The organism is Rhizobium etli 8C-3 (assembly GCF_001908375.1).
Lineage (GTDB): Bacteria > Pseudomonadota > Alphaproteobacteria > Rhizobiales > Rhizobiaceae > Rhizobium > Rhizobium etli_B.
Genome location: NZ_CP017241.1, coordinates 3,422,319 through 3,437,984, shown reverse-complemented (window position 1 = coordinate 3,437,984; position 15,666 = coordinate 3,422,319). Strand labels below are relative to the sequence as shown.

Annotated in this window: 17 protein-coding genes and 1 pseudogene; 7 read left to right on the top strand and 11 right to left on the bottom strand. The window is 60.4% G+C overall.

The genetic code is table 11. The annotated features are described in order from the left end of the window. Positions 1–7 precede the first annotated feature (7 nt). Together AM571_RS38395 and AM571_RS17175 are read left to right on the top strand one after the other, a co-directional pair. Positions 8–223, top strand: a pseudogene (locus AM571_RS38395) (helix-turn-helix domain-containing protein); the annotation flags it as partial. 180 nt (positions 224–403) lie between these two features. Further along, a complete protein-coding gene (locus tag AM571_RS17175; protein WP_074062439.1) occupies positions 404–2,221 on the top strand; it encodes a DUF882 domain-containing protein in 1,818 nt (605 codons plus the stop codon). 219 nt (positions 2,222–2,440) lie between these two features. On the opposite strand, the gene AM571_RS17170 is transcribed toward AM571_RS17175, so the two are convergent. The 3 genes from AM571_RS17170 to AM571_RS17160 all read right to left on the bottom strand — a co-directional run bounded on the left by AM571_RS17170 (position 2,441) and on the right by AM571_RS17160 (position 3,903). Continuing rightward, on the bottom strand, positions 2,441–2,704 hold the full coding sequence (locus AM571_RS17170; protein ID WP_008533181.1) for a DUF2312 domain-containing protein: 264 nt from the start codon (positions 2,702–2,704) through the stop codon (positions 2,441–2,443). 90 nt (positions 2,705–2,794) lie between these two features. Further along, positions 2,795–3,100, bottom strand: a complete 306-nt coding sequence (locus AM571_RS17165; protein WP_074062438.1) for a DUF1244 domain-containing protein — start codon at positions 3,098–3,100, stop codon at positions 2,795–2,797. An 11-nt stretch (positions 3,101–3,111) separates the two neighbouring features. Further along, entirely contained in the window at positions 3,112–3,903 is a 792-nt protein-coding gene (locus AM571_RS17160) for an N-formylglutamate amidohydrolase (protein ID WP_074063320.1), read from the bottom strand. Between the two features lie 218 nt (positions 3,904–4,121). On the opposite strand from AM571_RS17160, the gene AM571_RS17155 reads away from it, so the two are divergent. The 3 genes from AM571_RS17155 (at position 4,122) to AM571_RS17145 (ending at position 6,779) form a co-directional block, all read left to right on the top strand. Next, positions 4,122–4,589 (top strand): DUF1036 domain-containing protein, encoded by a 468-nt coding sequence (locus AM571_RS17155; RefSeq protein ID WP_074062437.1) that lies wholly within the window; start codon positions 4,122–4,124, stop codon positions 4,587–4,589. Next, a complete protein-coding gene (gene pyk, locus AM571_RS17150) occupies positions 4,589–6,028 on the top strand; it encodes a pyruvate kinase (RefSeq protein WP_074062436.1) in 1,440 nt (479 codons plus the stop codon). Before AM571_RS17155 ends, pyk begins: the two co-directional genes overlap by 1 nt. Before the next feature lie 115 nt (positions 6,029–6,143). Next, entirely contained in the window at positions 6,144–6,779 is a 636-nt protein-coding gene (locus AM571_RS17145) for a LysE family translocator (RefSeq protein ID WP_074062435.1), read from the top strand. A gap of 1 nt (position 6,780) precedes the next feature. On the opposite strand, the gene AM571_RS17140 is transcribed toward AM571_RS17145, so the two are convergent. Continuing rightward, on the bottom strand, positions 6,781–7,329 hold the full coding sequence (locus AM571_RS17140) for a DUF4865 family protein (protein WP_074062434.1): 549 nt from the start codon (positions 7,327–7,329) through the stop codon (positions 6,781–6,783). Continuing rightward, positions 7,326–7,754 (bottom strand): tautomerase family protein, encoded by a 429-nt coding sequence (locus AM571_RS17135; RefSeq protein WP_074062433.1) that lies wholly within the window; start codon positions 7,752–7,754, stop codon positions 7,326–7,328. The genes AM571_RS17140 and AM571_RS17135 overlap by 4 nt, the downstream gene beginning before the upstream one ends. 112 nt (positions 7,755–7,866) lie before the next feature. Between AM571_RS17135 and AM571_RS17130 the strand changes: the two genes are divergently transcribed. Beyond that, the gene (locus tag AM571_RS17130; RefSeq protein ID WP_074062432.1) at positions 7,867–8,769 is read left to right on the top strand and encodes a LysR substrate-binding domain-containing protein; all 903 of its coding nucleotides are present in this window, start codon (positions 7,867–7,869) and stop codon (positions 8,767–8,769) included. Between the two features lie 27 nt (positions 8,770–8,796). Here AM571_RS17130 and AM571_RS17125 read toward each other — a convergent pair whose 3' ends face one another. Together AM571_RS17125 and AM571_RS17120 are read right to left on the bottom strand one after the other, a co-directional pair. Beyond that, positions 8,797–9,771 (bottom strand): threonine ammonia-lyase, encoded by a 975-nt coding sequence (locus tag AM571_RS17125; protein ID WP_074063319.1) that lies wholly within the window; start codon positions 9,769–9,771, stop codon positions 8,797–8,799. Positions 9,772–9,841: 70 nt separating this feature from the next. Next, the gene (locus AM571_RS17120; RefSeq protein ID WP_074062431.1) at positions 9,842–10,912 is read right to left on the bottom strand and encodes a helix-turn-helix domain-containing protein; all 1,071 of its coding nucleotides are present in this window, start codon (positions 10,910–10,912) and stop codon (positions 9,842–9,844) included. Positions 10,913–11,069: 157 nt separating this feature from the next. On the opposite strand from AM571_RS17120, the gene AM571_RS17115 reads away from it, so the two are divergent. Beyond that, positions 11,070–11,777, top strand: a complete 708-nt coding sequence (locus AM571_RS17115; protein ID WP_074062430.1) for a hypothetical protein — start codon at positions 11,070–11,072, stop codon at positions 11,775–11,777. A gap of 4 nt (positions 11,778–11,781) precedes the next feature. Here AM571_RS17115 and ggt read toward each other — a convergent pair whose 3' ends face one another. The 4 genes from ggt to ykgO form a co-directional block, all read right to left on the bottom strand. Then, a complete protein-coding gene (gene ggt, locus AM571_RS17110; RefSeq protein WP_074062429.1) occupies positions 11,782–13,527 on the bottom strand; it encodes a gamma-glutamyltransferase in 1,746 nt (581 codons plus the stop codon). 68 nt (positions 13,528–13,595) lie between these two features. Continuing rightward, a complete protein-coding gene (locus AM571_RS17105) occupies positions 13,596–14,606 on the bottom strand; it encodes an alpha/beta hydrolase (protein WP_074063318.1) in 1,011 nt (336 codons plus the stop codon). Positions 14,607–14,672: 66 nt separating this feature from the next. Continuing rightward, the gene (locus AM571_RS17100) at positions 14,673–15,287 is read right to left on the bottom strand and encodes a hypothetical protein (protein ID WP_074062428.1); all 615 of its coding nucleotides are present in this window, start codon (positions 15,285–15,287) and stop codon (positions 14,673–14,675) included. Positions 15,288–15,401: 114 nt separating this feature from the next. Next, entirely contained in the window at positions 15,402–15,527 is a 126-nt protein-coding gene (gene ykgO, locus AM571_RS17095; protein WP_003582204.1) for a type B 50S ribosomal protein L36, read from the bottom strand. Positions 15,528–15,666: the final 139 nt, after the last annotated feature.

The window sequence follows — 15,666 nt, the reverse complement described above, 5'->3', positions numbered from 1 at the left end:
CCACGACGAAATGCCGGAGAATGCGATCGCAAGCGTCAATCCGGCCGGCGAGGTGCGCAAACTTGCCGACGTCGAGGAGGAATTGATTCGGTTCGCGCTTAAATTCTATCGCGGCCAGATGAGTCAAGTGGCCAGAAAACTCGGCATCGGACGTTCAACGCTTTACAGAAAGCTCAAGGATTACGGCATCGACCCCGACAATCCACAGAAAGACGCAGCATAAGCAGCGATCGGTTAACATTCCCGCAAGCATGTTTTGTTACCCGTTATAAACCACTTGTTAGTCGATCGTTGACTATGTAAAGAAAAGGTTGATCGTGTGTGGCATTTTTGCCATCGTGTCACCGCAATTGACAGTCATTGGGACAGTTCGGGGACCTGGGCAGTCTGACGGGGATTGAGTTTGCCGGATCTGAATGAGAACTCCAAGCCTTCGCGCTTGAGCTGGCGTACGGTGTGCGCCGACATTGGCGGAAAGGCGGTCAGGACGGCCATGGCTGTCCTTCTCGCACTGGCGGTTTCCTCACCAGTATTCGTTGGAACGCCATCCGAGGCAGCCGGCGAGACGCGCAGTCTGAAACTCTATTTCATCCATACCGGCGAAAAGGCCGTCATCACCTACAAACGCAATGGCAGGTTCGATCCGAAGGGTCTTGGGCAGCTGAACCGATTCCTTCGCGACTGGCGCAAGAACCAGCCGACGAAGATGGACCCCCATCTTTTCGACCTGATCTGGGAAGTCTACCGCCAGAGCGGTTCCAGGGACTATATCAACGTGGTCTGCGGCTTCCGTTCGCCCGCCACCAATTCAATGCTCAAGTCCCGTTCGCGCAATTCCGGCGTTGCCGAAAAGAGCCAGCATATGCTCGGCAAGGCGATGGACTTCTTCATTCCGGATGTGAAGCTTGCAAAGCTGCGTGCGATCGGCATGAAAATGCAGGTTGGCGGCGTTGGCTTCTATCCGAAGTCCGGTTCTCCCTTCGTGCACATGGATGTCGGGGGCGTTCGCGCCTGGCCGCGCATGAGCCGTCAGGAGCTGGCGCAGCTTTTCCCGAACGGCAATACCATTCATATCCCGTCTGACGGCAAGCCCCTGCCGGGCTACCAGCAGGCGATGGCCGAGTATAAGCGCCGGGTAAGCACCAATCAGCTTGTCATGGCAAGCGGCGGTGATGCCGAGACGAGAAAGCCGAAGACCTTGTTCGCTGCGCTGTTTGGCGGCGGCGCCGACGACGAAGAAGATAGCGTGGAGGATACCGCTCCGGTCGCCGTTGCAAGGGCAACGCCGCCCAAGGCCGAAGCGCCTGCTGCCGCGGCCGAGCCGCAGCCAACTGAGGTTGCCGCGGTCAATGCACCGGTGCCGCAGGTTCGTCCAGCCTTTGCCGGTCAGCTTGCCGGCGGCGAAGTTGCAAATGCGCTCGTTTCGCCGAATTCCGGCAATGCTGCACAGCAGGCACTTGCCGCTGCCACCGAAGAGCAGGGCCAGCCGCAGCAGTTCGCCGATCTCAGCACCTATCACGTTCCGGTTCCTTCGCTGCTTGGCCCGCGCAACGCCCCGGGTGATGCGGAATTGGCGTCGAACGACCCCATGGTTCCAACCCCGGCCGAACGTCCCGCGGTCGCCGAAAATCTGCTTGCGGCGGCAGCAGCCGATCAGGAAGCGGATGCGGACGAAGCCGAAGCGGATCGGCTTTCTCCGGCACTCGCTCAGGCGCTTGATCAGAACAATGCCGTCGACCGGCAGGTGGCTGCCCTTGCACCGGCCACCGTCGAGCAGGCCATCAGCGCAGCAATGCCCGTGGCCAATCGGGCTGAGAACAAGGCACCGGTGCAACTTGCCGCACTCGCTCCTGTCAAATCCGCAAGCTTCGGCGACGCCTTCGACCTACAGCAGATTTCCGAAGGTTCCAGTGGCGCTGCGACCAAGGGCGGGCGCCCGACGAAGGAGGCTGCTGCTGCTGCCGAGGAAAGCCGCGCGACCGTCCGTACCGAGCCGAAGCTGACCCAGAAGATAATTTCGCAGTGGGCGCTGACAAATTCCCGCATGGAAATGATCACGAAGCCGGTCAAGGCCCCCCGTTTCGTCAGCCAGACGCTTCGCGCCCAGCCGACCGCCGTCTACGCCGAAGGCTTCAACGTCAAGACCGCTTCCATCGATCCTGCCCGCTTCAGCGGCTCGGCGGTGAACTTCATGGAAGTGCGCAAGTTCAATACGAACTGAACCGATCAACCGAAATGAACGATCGGGCCGCCGAAGAAATCCGGCGGTCTTTTTTGCGCTGGGGACATCCTCCCGCACGGGAGGCGGGAGACTGATGGACCGAAGGATCAGCCCGTTCAGAATTCAAGTGCGTCCTGGTTGAAACGGTCGGATCCATGGCATTCAAAAAGCCGCCGGAATGATTCCGGCGGCCTTGGAAAAAAACAGCCAAGTAAAATCTCAGCCTTCCGGCGGAGCCTCGATCATGCCGAGCGCGTGCAGATAGGTATCGAGGATGGCCTCCTCTTCCATGCGCTCTTGCTCGTCCTTCTTGCGAAGGGCGACCACCTTCTTCAGGATCTTGGTGTCGAAACCCATGCCCTTTGCCTCGCCGTAGACGTCCTTGATATCGTCGGCGATTGTCTTCTTTTCTTCTTCCAGCCGTTCAATGCGCTCGATAAAAGCGCGAAGCTGGTCGCGGGCGACGCCATGAGCATCGGACATCGTGTTCTCCTGATTTTCTCGTCTTGAATTCGGTGGGGAGTGACTGCCGCGAAGCTGCGCCGCGGTCAAGTCCAATCGGGCGTCGTGAACCTATTTGTGAGGCTTGTTCAGTTCAAATGCAGTTTTTTGTGCGTTTGAGGCCTCGTTCTGGTGCAGGTCTTTCCAGTCTTCGTAGGGCATGCCGTAGACGATCTCGCGCGATTCGTCCTTCGACAGCAGCAGGCCCCCCTCCTCGGCGGCTTGGCGATACCAGTTCGACAGGCAGTTGCGGCAAAAGCCCGCGAGATTCATCAGATCGATATTCTGAACGTCGGTCCGTTCGCGCAAATGAGCGACAAGGCGGCGGAAGGCGGCAGCTTCGAATTCGGTTTGCTGTTTCTTGCTGAGTGCGGTCATCTCGCTCTCCTTCATTCATAAGGGCCGGTGCGCGACACATGGACATTGTATTCGTGCAGCGCCGGATCGGCATTCATGGCCGCGAAGATCGGAGCCAGGCGTCCGGCCCATTCACAAATGCCGGCCTCGTTGCCAATCAGGTCCTGACGGATCTCGAGCAGCGCATGCGGTATGCCGGTGACCATGCAGTGCCGGTACATCGTATCGCCTTTGAGGGCGCCGTCATACGGTTCGTTGTCGCCGATGATCAGATCGGGATCGCTGCTCAGCATGTCAAGCAGCGGAACGACGGCGCGGTGGTCGCTGTCCCAAAGGACGGCGGCATGCCATGGCCGCGGAACGCCCTTCCAGGCAGGCGTATAGGAATGAAGCGAAAGCACGAGCGGCGCCTTGCCGGTCGCGTTGGCGACCTTGTCGGTCGTCTCGCAGACGGCCTTGTGATAGGGCCGGTGGAACGTCTCGATGCGGTAGTTCCATTCCTGGTCGGTGATCGGATGATTGCCGGGAATGATCGCGCCGTCGGAGATCTTCATGATCAGCGTCGGGTCGTCCTCGCCGCGGTTGGGATCGATTAGAAGCCGCGAAAATCCGCCGAGAACGGCTGGAACCCCCAGCCTTGCGGAAAGCTCCCGCACCAGGCCCTCGATCCCTATATCATAGGCGATATGGCGGGAAAACGCGGATTCGGGAAGCCCCAGCCTGCCGTAGCGCTCAGGCAGGCGGTTCATCGCGTGGTCGGCCAGAATCACCATGCCGCTGTCATGATTTCCAGGTAGAATTTCGAAGGATTGGAAGGGATTCATCAGAAAATTGCCGATCGTCATTTGGCACTCGCCGTCACTGATCGCATGCGCATGCTGCAGGTTCAAGCGCAATGCGCGCCAAGCTGCGGCAAGTCGTTGATCACGAGCAGGTTACGAAAGGAATATAATCGATTAGCATCGCGTTGACATTCGTTTGATGGCGGCGCAAGAAGGCACGGACAACGAATAACCGTGGGAGCCATTCGGAAGCCGTGTTGATGCAAGCCGCACCAAGTTTCCTCACCCGGTCCGGGATTGCCCGTTTCGCCTTTTTTGCATTCGCTGCCCTCTCACCGTTTTTCGCTGCCGATGTTGCCCGGGCCGATTTTCGTGTCTGCAACGGCACGCAGAACCTTGTGGGTGTGGCAATCGGATACCGTGCCAAGGACGGGTGGATTACTGAAGGGTGGTGGCAGGTCCCGGCAACGACCTGCGCGACGCTGATCGAAGGAGAATTGCAGTCGCGATACTACTACCTCTACGCAGAGGATGCCGCCCGGGGAGGGCGCTGGACGGGTGACATCCAGATGTGCGTAGCAGAAAACGAGTTCAAGATCACGGGCGTGCAGGACTGCTATGCCCGCGGTTATCAGAGGATGGGATTCAAGGAATATGACACGGGCCGCCAGGGCAGCTGGATGGTCCAACTTTCCGACACTCCCGGCACGCAAGAAAGCCCGAATTGATGAAGCGTAATCGCAAAGTGAAAATCCTCGCGACGCTCGGCCCCGCCTCGAGCGAAGAAGCGATGATCGAAAAGCTGCACCAGGCCGGTGCCGACGTTTTCCGTATCAACATGAGCCATGCAAGCCATGAGCTGATGCGCACTCTGATCGAGCGTATTCGCGCCGTCGAAGCCCGCTCCGGACGTCCGATCGGCATCCTTGCCGACTTGCAGGGGCCGAAGCTTCGTGTCGGCAAGTTTGCGGAAACCAAGGTCGAACTGAAGCCGGGCCAGACCTTTACGCTCGACAACAATGAAGCACCCGGCGATGCAAGCCGTGTTTTCCTGCCGCATCCGGAAATTCTCGAAGCCGTCAAGCCCGGCCACCGTCTGCTGATCGATGATGGCAAGCTCGCGTTGCGCGCCGAAAAGTGCGACGGCAATAGCATCGTTACGACGGTCATATCCGGCACGAAGATATCGGATCGCAAGGGGATCAGCCTTCCCGACACACTGCTCGGCGTCGGCGTTCTGACGGACAAGGACCGTACCGATCTTAATGCCATTGTGGCCACCGATGACGTCGACTGGGTCGCGCTCTCTTTCGTCCAGCGCCCGGAAGATCTCGCAGAGGTCCGCAAGATCGCCAGGGGCCGGGTCGGCCTGATGTCGAAGATCGAGAAGCCCCAGGCAATCGAGCGCATCGAAGAAATCATCGAACTCTCGGATGCCTTGATGGTCGCCCGTGGCGATCTCGGCGTCGAGATGCCGCTCGAATCCGTTCCAGGCATCCAAAAGCAGCTGATCCGCGCCTGCCGCCGCTCCGGCAAGCCGGTCGTCGTCGCAACCCAGATGCTGGAATCGATGATCTCCGCGCCCGTGCCGACACGCGCCGAAGTGTCGGACGTCGCGACTGCCGTTTTCGAGGGCGCCGATGCCGTCATGCTTTCGGCTGAATCCGCCTCCGGCGACTATCCGGTCGAAGCCGTTGCGACAATGGCGTCGATCGCCAGCGCCATCGAGCGCGAACCGCATTATCCGGGCATCATCTATGCCCAGCGCGCCCAGCCGGAAGCGACCGGTGCCGATGCGATTTCGCTCGCCGCCCGTCAGATTGCCGAGACGCTGAAGCTTTCCGCGATCGTCTGTTACACCTCGTCGGGCACCACAGGCCTGCGCGCTTCGCGCGAGCGCCCGCAGGTGCCGGTTCTGGCACTTTCGCCGATCATCAAGACGGCGCGCCGGCTGGCGATCGTCTGGGGCCTGCACTGCGTTGTCACGCATGACGCGACCGATCTCGACGATATGGTCAACCGGGCCTGCCGCATCGTGGCCGGAGAGGGTTTCGGCAAGCCGGGAGACCGCATCATCATCTCGGCCGGCGTGCCGCTCGGAACGCCGGGCGCCACCAACATGCTCCGCATCGCCTATATCGGCTCGGACGGCCAAAGCGGCATGTGATCCGTTCGCCTTCTCGAACGAGCTCGCTGCCTCGCAAGCAAACGGTTTTCGTTTTCGGCTTGATCGCGGTTCCGCCAGATGCAAGTCTTCCGGTATCCGAGCTCTGGAGGGACCTATGGATATCGTCACGCTTCTTGCTTTTGCTGCGGTTTCCTTTGTCGGTATCGCGACGCCGGGGCCGACAGTGCTCCTGGCGCTGACCAACGGTTCGCGTTACGGCACTCGTCGGGCGATTGCCGGCATGCTGGGTGCGGTGCTTTCGGATTTCGTTCTGATCGGTGCTGTGGCGATCGGCCTCGGCGCGCTGCTTGCGGCCTCCGAATTCTGGTTCTCCGTACTGAAGTATCTGGGTGCCGCCTATCTTGCCTTTCTCGGCATCATGATGCTGCGCTCCAAGGGGACGATCGAAACGGCAGCGAAGGTGGAAAGCGCAGGTGGCGCCGGTTCAACCTTCGCGATCGGGCTTAAAAGCTTCATGGTGGCCGTCACAAATCCCAAGGGCTACCTGTTCTTCTCGGCTTTTCTGCCGCAGTTCATCGATCCTGCGCTGCCGCAGCCAACTCAGTATGCGGTGCTTGCCCTCATCTTCGCCTCGATCGATTTCGTCATCATGTTCGGATACGCCGTCTTCGGCTCGCAGGCAGTGCGCCTGCTCAAGAATTCCGGCGCCATGTGGCTTGACCGTATCAGCGGCGGCGCACTCCTCGCGCTTGCCGGGTCATTGGCATTTTATCGGCGTGCGACCACCTGACCTAAGGCAGGGAGACATGACCGACGCGATAGATCTGGTCTTTGTTGAAGATCAACGGCATGTCCCGATAGAGCGTGAAGCGCACAAGGCTCCAGCCCGACGGCTCGAAAGCCGATATCGTGGCCAGCACGCCGCGTTCGGCCGCTTCAGCATTTGACCGCGTGACCTCCTGCTTGCGGATTTCGGCAAGCGGCGCGTAGGCAGGGATCGGCAGGATGTCGCGGCTTGCAAACTTTGCGGCGCGCAAGTCCGCGATCTCGGCATTCCATACCAACCAATGGATGACCTGCGGCCAGCCGAAAGACTGCGTCAAGCCTTGGAAACCGGGACCGGTAAGGAAATCGCTGGCGCCGTCGGGCCGCTTCCAAAGATAGAACGGAGCATAAAGGTTCTCCCGGCTGCCGAATTCGCCCTTGCTGGCGCTGAGGTAGGCCTTGAACCGAAGATTCGGAAAGCCGTCCATCATTGACCCTTTGTCGCCGATCCGGCGATCGACGATCGTCATGTCATAATCCGCCGGCAGGGTGAAGCTGTACTGCATGGCGATCATCGGGGTGCCTCCATGGTTGCGAGCGCTCGCATCTGCCAATCTGGTTCCATCATCGAAGCTTCGCCATTGGCGAAGGACCATTCCTCCGGAGAGGTCGTGTTGACCACGATCATCACATCTTCAGGTCTCAGGCCCGGCGACTGTCCAAGCAGATCGGCCGCACGCCGGTAAAAGGCCTTGCGCATCCCGATCGTGCGGGGCTTGCCCGCGGTGATGGAAAAGAGCACGAAATCGTCGGATCTCGGCCCCCCGAGATAGTGGCGGTCGAAGATCAACTCGCCAGGCTCATGCTGATGAATGACCTGGAAGCGGTCGTTCACGGGCACGTCGAACGTTTCGACCATGGCACGATGAATGTTGTCTGAGAGCGCACGGAGATAATCCGGCGACTTGCCTTTCAGCAAAGAGATTCGAACCAAAGGCATGTGGAGACTCCCTTTTCGTTGCCAATCCTTGACTTCATGATCCTCGCACGCCACGATGATGCAGAAAATCAGAATTATATGAACTGAACGTTCTGAAAAACGGGATTAAACGATGCGCAGGATGGTCTTCGACCTCGCTGTATTGCGAGCCTTCGCGACTGGAATGGAACTCGGCAACTTTGCAAAGGCGGCCGATCGGCTGGGGCGCTCCACCTCGGCCGTCAGCGCACAGCTCAAGAAACTGGAGGAGCAGGCCGGTACGCCGATTTTCCGTAAGGCAGGCCGTGGCCTGGCTTTGACGGAGGCGGGCGAGACGATGCTCGCTTACGCCCGACGGCTGCTTGAACTTAACGACGAAGCGGCAGCGGCCGTCCAAAGCGTCGAGCTGGAAGGCTGGGTCCGCCTTGGCCTACAAGAGGACTTCGGCGAAAATCTGCTTCCCGATGTTCTCGGCCGTTTTGCCCGCGCCCATCCGAAGGTGCGCATCGAGGCGCGAGTCGTCCGTAACGCGGAACTGCTCGAGCGCGTCACAACCGGCAAACTCGATCTGGCGCTCGCTTGGAGTGATGCAACCTTGAGCGCGCATTGCGAAAAGATCTGCGAGGTGCCGATGCGCTGGATCGGTCCTGCCGAAGGTGAGCCCGGCTGGAATTCCGCACGCGGCGAGCCGCTGCCACTGGCCTTGCTGGAGGCGCCCTGTCTCCTGCGAACCGCGGCGACGAATGCGCTGGACAGGGCCAACATTGCCTGGCGGCTTGCCTTCGTCAGCCCAAGCCTTAGCGGGCTGTGGGCTGCGACGGCGGCCGGGTTGGGCGTAACGATACGCACGCCGATAGGCTTGCCGGCAAAGGTCAGGCCGCTGAAGCCCGAGCAACTGGGATTGCCGCAGCTTGCCTCGTTGGGTCTCGTGCTTCACCGCGCGGAAGCCGACCCAGATCCGGCGACGGCACGGCTCGCTTCCATCTTGCTGCGGGCGGTAGGAGAGGCGGTCTTAGATTTTGTGCCGCAACGGTGATCGAAGAATGCGTAGGCGCTGACCGGGTCAGCCGTATCGCTCGAGAGCGGTGGCAAAGATATCCGCGTCGACATTGCCGCCCGATGTCACGGCGATGACGTTGTCGCTTTCCAGGGCGTCGCCATGGAAAAGCGCAGCGGCAAGCGCGACCGCCCCGCCGGGCTCGACGACAATCTTCAGCCGTTTGAATGCGAGTGCCATGGCGCGCAGCGCCTCTTCGTCGGTGACGACAATGCCCGCGCCTGCGAGCCGCTGCAGGATCGGGAACGTGATCTTGCCCGGTTCCGGCGTCATGATCGCGTCGCAGACCGTGCCCGTCATCGCCGCGTTGCGCTCGATCCTGCCGGATGCCAGTGAACGTGTGGTGTCGTCGAAGTCCTTCGGCTCGCAGGGCCTCACGGTGAGGCCCGGCGCGCTTGCTTCGAGCGCCAGCGCGATGCCGGACGTCAGCCCGCCGCCGCCGCACGGTACAAGGACTTCTGCGGACTTCACACCTTCCTCTTCTGCCTGTTCGGCAATTTCAAGCCCGGTCGTGCCCTGGCCGGCAATCACCAACGGCTCGTCGAAAGGCCTGATCAGTGTGAGGCCGCGCTCTGCCGAAAACCGGGCGCCGATCGCATCACGGTCGCCATTTGCGCGGTCGTAAAGCACCACTTCGGCACCGAAGGCACGAGTGTTGTCGATCTTCAGCGACGGCGCGTCGGACGGCATGATGATAACGGAAGGAATGCCGTGAAGCCTTGCGGCAAGGGCGACGCCCTGCGCGTGGTTGCCGGACGAAAAGGCGATGACGCCCTTCGCACGCACTGCAGGATCAAGGCCGGAAACGGCCGACCAGCCGCCGCGGAACTTGAACGAGCCGGAATGCTGCAGGCATTCCGCCTTCACGAAGACATGCCTTCGGGCGATCTCGTCGAGGAACGGGGAAGAAAGTAGTGGCGTTCGCCGTGCATGGCCCCGGAGACGGGCGCGAGCGGCGACGATCATTTCAATGCTGGCCATTATGAGCTCTTTCGGCTGATGGTTCATCCATGAATATGATGCCCGCCTTCACTTGTGAACGCAGACTTTGTCACCGTGACACAAAAGCCGGCGCTTTTGCATCAGCGGTGTCAGCCACGCCGCTGATGCGCCGGCGCCGGAAGTCGGTCGGGCTCGTGCCGGTCACGCGCAGGAACTCGCGATTGAAGTTCGATTTGCTGATGAAGCCGGAATCGAACATCACGCGCGTCACCTGTTCGTCCGACTTGATCAGTTGATCGCAGGCCGAACGGATGCGGAACTCATTGACATATTGCGAGACGCTGATGCCGTGGATGCGGTTGACGGCAATCGATACGCGGCGGGCAGGCAGGCTCAACTTTCGCGCAATGCGGTTGAGGTTTAGCTCGGGATCGCGATAGATTTCGCGTGACTGCATCAGTGCATCGAGCGAGGCGGCAACTTCGCCGTCCTCTTCCGTCGGCATTGACGGCGGGGTGGGGGCTGTTTCCAGGCTCGGCTCTTGCGCCGGTTGGCCGCCGCTGGCGATGGACGCGGCGCCGCCGAGAACCAGCAGCGTGATGACGTTGCCGAGTGCCACGATGGCACCGCCATGCGTGCCGCCCGTGCGGTCGAAATCCAGGCTGATGTAGATATCGGCGAGCGCGGCGGCAATGAGCGCCGCGGCCGTGATCAGGAGTGAACGATAAGAAAGGAGCGCACCGTCGAGCCGCGACGCGATAAGCCCGTCCGGGCCATGGCGCGCGAGTAAGAGCAGCGCCGCTCCATAGCCAAGGAAGATGAGGGTCAAGGCAACGCCCGTCAGCTCGCGCCAGAATATCAAAAGGGCGGCTATGAGAACCGCCGGAAGGATATGAGGCCACAGTTGAGCGAACGAGGCCGGCCCTTCCAGCGTCAGGCTCCGGAAACTGACCCAGGCGAGCGCGGCAATCATCGCTGCCAGAATGGCTTGTGCCGGCATGATCGCGAGAACGTCGTAGCCCCAGCGGATTCCGATCAGAACGGACTGCAGCGCGTAGATGCCGATGAGAAGCAGGAACGGCCGCTTTTCCGGCGCACGCCAGTCTTCCTGCCGCAGCAGGCGGAACTGGACGATGAAGAGCAGCAATGCAACGACGAAGGGAAGCGGAACAAAGATCATGAGGCGGCGTCCGGATTCGATGGTTCGATATCAGCACGACAATGGCCTCGATCGCAATTGCGGGCGACCCGAATCATGATTGAGGTCTCGATAAAAAGGACCGGAAGGCAGCCTGACATGGCCGGTCATTTCGACGGTGCCATCCAGGAGAAAGCCGATGTCGATAGTCCTTTTCATTCCCCTCATTCTCACGACGCTGATTTCCGGTTTCGCCGGTGCAGGACCGCTCGGCGAGACCTTTGATGTTTCCAGCATCCGCACGATCGTCATCATTGGCGATGCAAGCTCGATCAAGATCACCACGAAATCGGATGAGCCCTATCGCGCAGCAACCAGCGGGCGCCGCAGTGGCTGGTTTTCATCCTGGTATTCGAGCTGGTTCTTCAATATCTGCAAGGACGAGAGCCGGGCACAAGTCGACGGAGCCACATTGACGATCGACGTCGCCATGTCGGCCTGGAGCGACATTGCCGATTGCTCGACGGAAGTCTCGGCAAATGTCCCGCCCGGCAGCGCCGTGCGTATCGAGCAGCAGGTTTTCGTTGCGGAATTGAATGGCGCCTTCGCAAGTCTTGGCGCATCGGGAAAGGCGGCCGACATTACGCTCGAAGGCCACGCTTCCAGCGTCGATATCTCCGGCGCCGCCGTCCGCGCCAGCCTCACCTACGATATTGTCAAGCACGATGAAAGGATCGAGATCTGCGCACAGTCGCTCGATGCCGATCTCGGATTCGGCAAGGATGTGCCGGTCGATTACACCGTGACTGCCAAGGCGTCCTACGTCGACAGCCTCGTTCCAAGCGTCGCGGGCGCGCGCCCGCTGGTGAACATCAAGGCAGATTATGTACGCGCCCGGATCCGGTAGGCGCTCAATAACCGTTTGCCGAACCCTCGGTGGCGCGGCTATCCATCGCACCATAATAGCGCGCCCCGCCACCCTTCTCGATATCGGCGAGGCTCTTGCCGCCGACAAGGATGCCGGCCGCCTGGCCCCATTGCGGCGGACCGCTGCCGTCGTCAAAAGTGTAGCCCATGGCGGCGAGCGTCTTTATCGTGTCCGGAGACAGGGTATAGGGTTCGAGATAGATCTTGTCCGGCTGCCATTGATGATGGATGCGCGGTGCATTGACGGCCTGGCTGATGTCCATGCCGAAATCGATGACGTTCAAGATGGCTTCCAGCGTGATCGTAATGATGCGCGAGCCCCCGGGGCTGCCGATCACCATGAAGGGCTTGCCATCCCTGGAGATGATCGTCGGGCTCATGGAGGAAAGCGGCGTCTTCTTCGGCGCGATCGCGTTGGCTTCGCCCTGGACGAGCCCGTAGAGGTTCGGCACGCCCGGCTTCGAGGTGAAATCGTCCATTTCGTTGTTGAGCAGGATGCCGGTCCCGGGGGCAACCACGCCGGCACCGAAAGAGCCGTTCAGCGTATAAGTGACGGCGACCGCGTTGCCCTCGTCGTCGATGATCGAATAATGGGTGGTTTCAACGCTTTCCTTGGCGCCGAGCGGCTTCAGGTTTTGGGACTTGCCGGCCTTGTAGGGGTCGGTCTTCTCGCGGATTTCCTTGGCATAGCCCTTGTCCAGAAGCTTCGAGACCGGGTTGTCGACGAAGTCCGGATCACCAAGGGCGGCGTTGCGGTCGACATAGGCGTAACGCATGGCCTCGACCATGGCGCGGACCGTCTCGGACGAACCATAACCCATGTAGGAAAGCGGGTAGCCCTCCAGCACGTTCAGGATCTCGCAGATGATGACGCCGCCGGAGGAGGGCGGCGGCGAGGAGACGATGTCGTAGCCACGGTAGTTGCATTCGACCGGCTTTAATTCGCGCACTTTATATTGCTCGAAATCTTCCTTCGCGAGAACGCCGCCTTTCGCCTGGCTCGCCTTTACGATCGCTTCGGCAGGTGCGGCCCTGTAAAAGGCGTCGGCGCCCTTCTCGGAAATATCGGTCAGCACCCTGGCGAGCTCGGGCTGCACGAGCTTTTCACCGGCGGAATAAGGTCGGCCATCCGGCTTCAGGAAGATCTTTGCGGCAGCTTCATCTTTCGCCAGGCGCTTTGCGCTTGAGGCGAACGTCGCAGCGTCGCCCTGTTCCAACGTGAAGCCGTCCTTGGCAAAGCGGACCGCAGGCGCCAGCAACTCGGCGCGGGGTTTGGTGCCATATCTCTCACGCGCAGTTTCGAAGCCCATGACCGAGCCCGGCACGCCGACGGCGAGATAGCCGTCCAGGCTGGCGCGCGGAACGATATCGCCCTTGGCATCGAGATACATGGTCTTGGTGGCGGCAAGCGGTGCGCGCTCACGAAAATCGAGGAAGGTGGTCTTGCCGTCCTTCAGCCTGATCGTCATGAAGCCGCCGCCGCCGATATTGCCCGCCGTCGGATACACGACTGCCAATGCGTAGCCGACCGCCACTGCCGCATCCACCGCATTGCCGCCGCTCTTGAGGATTTCGACACCGACATCTGTGGCCAGATGCTGTGCGGTGACGACCATGCCATGTTCGGCTTCGACGGGCGCAGGCGAGGCGGCGAACGCCGGCGCGAGCGGTGAGACGACAAAGGTAAACGCGGTAAATAGCGAAATGGCTTTAATGCGCAAGCGTCCCATCACTTCTTCTCCAAACGATCGAATTATTCGCAGGGATATGGTTGCGTTTTGGCGGTGCGCAAGTCTGTTCAAGCGGCAATCGAGCTGGCGCCTGACAACCTTTCTTCGGCAACGCGCACGGCGCCTTGCAGATCGCGCGGCATTCCGGCGATGTTTTCCAGGGCGGCGATGGCGACATCGGTGGCGAGATAGTCAGGCTTATGGCCAACGCCTTTGATCTTCAGCAGTTTGGAGCCGGCAATGTCGCGGGCAAGGGCTTGAGAATGCAGGTGCTCCCAGACGATGCCGTCGCTGTCGCCGGTGATGATGACGGTCGGCGCCGTGATGCGGGTATAAAAGGGGGACTGCACCTTCAGATATTCAAGCAGCCTGATGAAATCGGTGGCGTTGGCACTAAAGGTCTTCGGCCGCAACACCAGGGACGGTCCGGTCTTTGAGATGTAATCAGCCGGGCGCGGATTTGGCCGGAAGACGTTGAGCGTGACCTGCTCCAGCCGCCACAGGCCCAACGGGACGACCACAACTCGACTAAAGAGCCAGCCGATCAGCGGCACCGTCGCGATATGATAGTACCAGTCGATGCCGCCAGGCCACGGATGCGTCGCCGGGGCAAGGAAGAGGAGACCGGCGGTCTTTTCCGGATGGTTGACGCCAAAGGCCGCGGCGACCGCACCGCCCAAGGAGTGACCGACGATGATCGCCTTTTTTATCCCGCGCTTTTCCATGAGTTTTGCAATCGCATCCGCCTGGCCGGAGGGAAAGGCGTTCTCCGGTCCTCCGCGCTCCGAATAGCCATGTCCGGGACGGTCGACGAACAGCATTTCCGCGCGCCCTTCGAGCGGCAGCAGGAACGCGCCGATCTGGTCGAGCAGGTTGCCGCTCGCGCCATGGATAAAGACCAGGGGCGGCAGGTCGGCCGTGTCGGGGCGGGGGATGTGCACGGCATTCATCCTGTAGCCGTCGATATCGTTCAGTTCGCCGATATTGGGAAATGCCTGTTCAAACTGCCGGGCTTTGTAAGACGAATAGCCGATTGCGGCAGCGATGGGCACGAGAATGGCTGAAATTTCGGCAAGCATGGCTTTGAACCGGCAACAGTTAAGGCACCCGTCCGTAAGATTGCGCATGCCGGTTCGCCGTCAAGATCAAGTCCGGCTGCCGGCGAGTTTTTCGGAGAGAGTATTCGCCTGCTGCTGCGCCGCTCGGTTTGCGGGGTAGACCTCCAGGAAGCGCTCCCAGGCTTTCAAGGTGAGTTGATCATTGCCCGACATGTTGAGAATCGTCGCCAATCCCGAGAGTGCACCGAAGTGGCGCGGCTCGAGATCGAGCACGTGCTCGATGTCGGACATCGACTTGCGGTAATTGCCCATGGCATAGTTCAGCGTTGCGCGGCGGTTCCAGCTTTCTGCGTAGTCGGGCTTCAGCGCGATTGCCTGATCGAGGAAATCAAGGGCTGCAGGATTGCGCTTTTCCTCGATCGCCTTGTCGGCCCACTGCATCAGCAAGTTCACCGTGGCGCTGCCGGAATTGTTCCACTCGAGGCGGATTTCTTCCGCAATGCCGCTGGCCTTGTCGGGATCGCGCTCGCGCTTGAGCTGGGCATAGAGATTGTCGAGATGCTGTTTCGGGGAGGCATTGGCATCCGGCTGCTCGACAATAACGTCCTTCTCCGCTGCAGCAGCAGGAAAAGCAGGAGCAAGCAAACCGAAGGCAAGCGGCAGCGCCGCGCAGGTCAAAGCAAAAAAGCGCATGGCGGACAATGTAGCCCGCCAGCGCCGAAGATCAAAGAAAATTTGATGTGATCACCGAAGCGACCCAACCGGATAAGCCCGCAGCACATAAAACGCGCAGGCGTAGTCCGGTTCACGCCAAGATCAGCCCTGACGAGCCTTGTAGCGCGGGTTCAGCTTGTTGATGATGTAGATGCGGCCCTTGCGGCGAACCAGACGATTGTCCCGGTGGCGAGCCTTGAGCGACTTGAGCGAATTCTTGATCTTCATTTTTCTGATCCGCGATCTCTGTGGGGGAATTTCACATTCGCCCGTATCTTTTAAACAATCAAAAAGCGCGTCTGCGCGCGCTCTTTAGGTTGGGCGTGCAGATAACCCGGCCTCATGCCTGTGTCAACCACATGAAGGC